Annotated in this window: 2 protein-coding genes; one reads left to right on the forward strand and one right to left on the reverse strand. The window is 67.4% G+C overall.

Translation table 11 applies throughout. The features are described 5' to 3' along the window. Positions 1-50: 50 nt before the first annotated feature. On the reverse strand, positions 51-4325 hold the full coding sequence (locus ACFV0T_RS42045; protein WP_385790822.1) for a discoidin domain-containing protein: 4275 nt from the start codon (positions 4323-4325) through the stop codon (positions 51-53). Positions 4326-4874: 549 nt separating this feature from the next. On the opposite strand from ACFV0T_RS42045, the gene ACFV0T_RS42050 reads away from it, so the two are divergent. Further along, entirely contained in the window at positions 4875-5057 is a 183-nt protein-coding gene (locus tag ACFV0T_RS42050; RefSeq protein WP_385790824.1) for a hypothetical protein, read from the forward strand. Positions 5058-5488 lie beyond the last annotated feature (431 nt).

Here is a 5488-nt window from a genome sequence, read left to right on the forward strand (position 1 = left end):
GGGCCGCCCTCTCGGAGGGCGGCCCCGCGCCGTTCGGTCCGCTCCCCGAACTACTCGATGTTGATCCTGAATGTGCTGGTCGTGTTGCGGATGTCCTGGGCGTTGCCGCTCATCCGCAGGTTGCGGAAGGTGGCTTCACCCACGGCGGGTCCCTGACCGGGCTCCGGCAGTTCGTTGGCCCAGATGCCGAAGCCTGACTTGGCGTCGAACGCGTCCCCGCTCTTCTTGGAGTTGGTGATGGAGATGTCGGTGAAGATGGTGTCCTTCACCGGGAACTGCGGCTGGCCACCGACGTAGTTGGTCTGGAACATCACGCCTCCGTAGGTGGAGTCGTCGATGTCGACGTCGTTGACGCGGATCCCCTGGAAGACCTTCGAGGCGGAGAACGCCCAGATCGCGGGGAAGACCTGCGAGCCCCAGAAGTGGCCGCCCGTCCTTTCCAGGGAGACGTTCTCGATCGTCGTGGGCTCGGTTCCGAAGCCGTTCATCGGGTAGCCGAAGTCCAGCGAGGAGATCGTGATGCCGGAGTAGACCAGGGTGTCGGCGACGCGGATGTTGCGGAAGGTGTTGTTGTAGCCGCCGTACACGGCGATCCCGGCCGCCCGCCATGTGAGCGTCGACGTCAGGTTCTCGTAGAGGTTGTTCTTCTCGTCGGCGCCGCCGGCGTCGATCGCCGAGAACAGGGCGAAGCTGTCGTCGCCCGTGGCGCGGGCGTCGTTGTTGACCACGTGGTTGTCCGTGGAACCGTTCGTCATATTGATGCCGTCGGCGAACGTGTCACGGATACGGGAGTTCTTGATGGTCATGTTGTCGGTATTGGCACCCCAGTAGAGGCACACCATGTGCTCGACCCAGATGTCGTCGATGGTGATGTTGGAGACGTTGGAGAAGTCGAACACCTTGCCCGGACCGTCGATCCGGGACGTGTAGTTGCCGAAGTAGGAGAAGTCCGCGAACGACGAGCCGTTCGCGCTGGCCTCGGCCCGGAAGCCCACGTCGGTGTTCTCCTGGGAAGCGGGGGCGTGGAAGCGGGTGAACCATGACCCGGCCCCTACGACCTTGACCGCCTTGCCGTAGACCTGGAACTTGCTCGAGGTCTCGTAGTCACCGGCGGGCAGGTAGACGCCGACGAGCTTGCCCGTGGTGTCCATGCGGACCTTGTCGAGCGCGTTCTGAACGTCCTGGTGCGAGAATCCGGGCGGGACCGTGTAGGCGGCCGGGTCCGGATTCTGGGCCGCCGTGGCCTGCTCGGTGTTGACGAAGTCGATGGCGTAGGTGGAGGTGTTGGCCGCGTCCTTCTGCAGCCGGATCTTGGAACCGGCGGGCACGGTCCTGCCGAGCAGCAGGTTCGCCTCGTCGTAGATGTGGCGCGGGGCGCCGGAGCCGGGCGAGTTGCCGGGCGAGGTCTCGTTGCCGTAGAGCCAGGCGTACTTCGAGGTGAGGTCGATCGCCTTGAGGAACTGGCCGTCCACGTACACGTTGAGCGTCGTGTTGGTGCCGTCGGGGATCGAGAAGCGGGTCACCAGCGTGTTGGTCTGCGCGCGGGTGGTCCACTCGACGTACTGGCCGGTCGCGGTGAGGGTGACCGCCTTGCGGCCGCTCGCCTCGCCGGCGAAGTCGCCGATGGTCCGGTTCGGGCCGACGACCTTGGCGCCGCCGCCGACCGTGCCGTCCTCGGCTTCGTACATGTCGTAGGGCATGTCCGCGCCGCGGCCGACGAACAGGGGCTGCGTGGTGGTGTTGTTCGTCCGCTTGACCGGGAGTTCGTTGGCGTCGTCGGCGATGACCGTCTTGACGGTGTACTTGCCGTTGACGGCCGTCCATGAGCCGAGGCTGACCGGTGCGGTGGTCTGGCCGGCCGCGATGGCGCCGTTGTAGGAGCCGCTGAGCGTCTTGACGGTGGTGCCGTGGGAGTCCTGCACGGTCAGGGTGACGGCGTGGGCACCGGAGGCGGAGGCCACCGTCCCCTGGTTCTTGATCGCGACGGTGAACTTGACCTCGTCACCTGCCGAGGCACTGGACGGGGTCCAGGAGACCGGGGCGGCGAGCAGGTCGGAGCTGGAGACGGGCTTGACGGCGAGGGCGTCGGAGCGGGTGAAGACGTTGTTGGCCTCGTTCTGCTCGATCACCTTGTTCGACGGGTCCACCTCGGCGCCGACCGGGTAGCTGCCCGCGTCGCGGGTGCCGATGCTCGCGGTGACCGTCCTCGACTCCCCGGCCGCAAGAGCGGGGACGTCCGCCGTGGCGGCCTTCGTGCCGCCGAGCGTGAAGTTCAGGTCGGTGGCCTTGGCCGCCTTGCTGCCACTGTTGGTGACGGTCGCCGAGAGGCTGATGGCGTCCGACTCGACCGGAGCCGCGGGCGAGTTCGTGATGCCCGTGACCCTGAGATCCGGGTTGGCGGCCGGGGTGCCGATCACCTGGAACTCGGCGACCTGCGCACCCGGGGCGCCGGAGTTGGCGGTGAACTTGAGCTGGATGTCGGCGGCAGAGCCGGAGACGGGGATGGTCACGGTGTTGCCGCTGGACGGGTTGAAGGTGTAGTCCTTCGCCGCGGCGAGGCTGGAGAAGGCCGTCGCGTCCTGGTCGCGGCCGAGCACCTGGATGTTCTGCGTGCGCGTGGACCAGGCGGCGTCCGGGCTGAGCTTGACGATGATCTGGCCGAGGTCGGCGTTGGCGCCCAGCTTGGTGGTGAGGGTGGCCGGGTAGGCGCCGCTCGCGCTCTCCCAATAGGTGCTGGTCTGGCCGTCGTTGGCATGGGTGGCGACGTAGGTGAAGACGTACGACGAGGCCTCGATGGGCTTGCCCTCGGCGAGGTTGGAGCCGGGTCCGGTCGAGCCGGTCCGGGTGACGCTGTTGCTCGCCGCGGACGTGTTCCCGGCGGCGTCCTTCGCCTTGACGTAGTAGGTGACCGTGGCGGTCGCGGGCGGGGTGTCGGTGTACGTCGTGACGTTGCCCGCCACGGACCTGAGGAACTGGTCGTTGGCGTAGACGTCGTAGCCGGTGACGGCGACGTTGTCGCTCGACGCCTGCCAGGTGAGCTTCACGTCGTTGCCGGACTGGGTGTAGGCGAGGTTGCCGGGTGCCGTGGGGGCCTGGGTGTCGCCGCTGGATCCCTTGCGGGTGACGCTGTTGCTGTTGGCGGAGACGTTGCCTGCGGCGTCCTTTGCCCGTACGTAGTACGTGATGTCGCTGTCGGCCGGCTGGGTGTCGGTGTAGGTCAGGACGTTTCCGCCGACGCTCGCGCGCAGTTGGCCGTTGGCGTAGATGTCGTAGCCGGTGACACCGGTGTCGTCGCTCGCCGCGCTCCAGGTCAGCTTGATCTGGCCGGTGGCCGGCTCGGTGTAGCTCAGGTTCGTCGGGGCGGTGGGTGCCTGGGTGTCGCCGCTCGCGGGTCCGTAGACCTCGAGCTCGGACAACTGCCCGGCGGGCCAGCCGGTGTTGGCGGTGATGAGCGCGCGCACGTACCGCGTCGTGGTGGTGTCGAAGCTGATGGTGGACGACTGGTCGTTGCCGCTGTCGAACGTGTATGCCTTCGAGGCCGTCAGGTCGGTGAAGTTCTGGTTGTCGGTGGAGCCCTGGATCTTGAGCGTCTGGCTGCGGCTCGGCCAGCCGCCGGGCAGCCGCAGCGTCACCTGGTTCACCTGCACCGACGAGCCGAGATCGACCTTGAGCCACTGCGGGAAGGCGTTGTTCGTGCTCTCCCAGTAGGTGGTGCGATTGCCGTCACCGGCGTTCGCGGCGCCATAGACATCGGCGTGCCCGCTCTCGGTGAAGGGTTTGCCCTGGGCGAGGTTGGGTGTGGAGGCGGCGGTCGTGAGAACCTGCATCTCGGCGAGCTGGGCGGTGGAGGCGACCGAGTTGCGGCTGAAGTCGGCCCGTACGTACCGGGCGAGGGTCGCGGGGAAGGAGATCTTCGCCGTGTTGCCGTTGCCGGGGCTGAAGACGTACTGCGCCGACGACTTCAGTGTGGCGAAGCTCTTTCCGTCGGAGCTTCCTTGCAGCGCCAGTGTCTGCTTGCGGGTCTGCCAGTCCTCGGGCAGACGCAACACGACCTGGCGGACACGCTTGGTCCGCCCGAGGTCGGTCTGCACCCACTGGGCCGACTTGTTTCCGGCCTGCCAATAGGTGCTGGCGTCGCCGTCGGTGACGTTGGCGGCCGAGTGTGCGCGAAGGGCGCTGCCGGCCTTGGTCGCAGCGTCAGCGGCGACGTCGGGGCCGCCGGCTGCGTGCGCGCCGACGGCGGGCATGCCCAGAGTCAGCACGGCGGAGGCGAGCGCGGCGGTTGCCGCGCGCCGTCTCCAGGATCTCGGCTTGGGTCGAATCATGCGGGGTCACTCCCTGCGGAGGTGCGCGCGCCGGTAGGGGCGGCGGGGGGCGGCTCGTTCCTGGGCAGAGCGGTGGCGCGGGTGAGACCGGACGGCGAGAACCGTCCATCTGCAGGCACACGATCTCCACGAGGAGGGCGTGCGCAGCTTCTTGCAGTGTTTCATCGCAATATTGCAGAGCAGTGTGAGTCCGTCTACAGTGCGAGCGGCACAATTTTCACCGGCGGCGCCTGGGCCTCAGTGGCGCGACAAGTGAAGCGGCGAAAGGGGACTCGGTGATCTCTGTATGGCCGGGCTAGCTGTCCGGGAAGCGCACGGGGGAGCCTTGCATCGCCACTTGCAAGTCAACGCAAGCCGTGCGCAGATTCTTGCGCAGTCTAGGTCATGATGTGTTTCAGATTTGCGCACATCTCTGGGCTTCTTGATCGAGCCGGGCCCTCGTGACCTGGCCGGCCTGCTACCTACGGTGATGATCCAAGGTGCCGCCTGTTCGACTGTGTGTGACGCTTCAGTCACCGTCAGTTCCTACTTTTCGCGGGAGGCGTCACCATGGCGAAGCACGAGATCGGCTACACGGACACGAGCGTCGACTCCGACGAGGAGCGCGAGACTCCCTCGAAGCGACGCCACGTCGCTCAGGAAGAGGGCACCGCTCACCGCGTCTCGGCTGAAGAAGCCCGGGAAGCGGGCCGCAAGGGCGGGAATGCGAACCAGGAGAAGGGCCGCCACTGACCAGCACGCCGACGCGGCGAACTGCCGAGCAGGTGATCGCTCACGCGGCAGCGCCGGGCGTGCCACGCGGCCCCGGGGGATAGCATCCCCGGGGCCCGGCTCATGGCGCACCGTCAACGACACCAGACCTGCGCCGCTCATGCCGCCAAGCCGAACCTCGGTGTGCCGGCGGGGACGGCGGAGTTCGAGAGCCGACCGCTGCCGGAGAGCCGTTCGACGCACTTGTCACAGCGACCGTGTACCACTGGATCGACCCGGCACTGCGGATGGCCAAGGCCCGCCGAAGAGTTGTGTCCAGGCGGGGCGCACTCCGTGGTGGGAACCCGTGCGGACGACCTCTGAGGGCTGAATGAACCAGATGTGTTCTTCGTCTGCTGGAGTGGCGCGGCGTAGGTCTCGCGGGGAACGAGGAGGCGGCCTCCGCCGACGGC

The sequence above is a fragment of the Streptomyces sp. NPDC059582 genome, from assembly GCF_042735715.1.
Lineage (GTDB): Bacteria > Actinomycetota > Actinomycetes > Streptomycetales > Streptomycetaceae > Streptomyces.

What these genes read in the sequence shown, in the direction of transcription:
- ACFV0T_RS42045 (WP_385790822.1), bottom strand. Translation starts at nt 4,325, where the DNA reads ATGATTCGACCCAAGCCGAGATCCTGGAGACGGCGCGCGGCAACCGCC.
- ACFV0T_RS42050 (WP_385790824.1), top strand. Translation starts at nt 4,875, where the DNA reads ATGGCGAAGCACGAGATCGGCTACACGGACACGAGCGTCGACTCCGAC.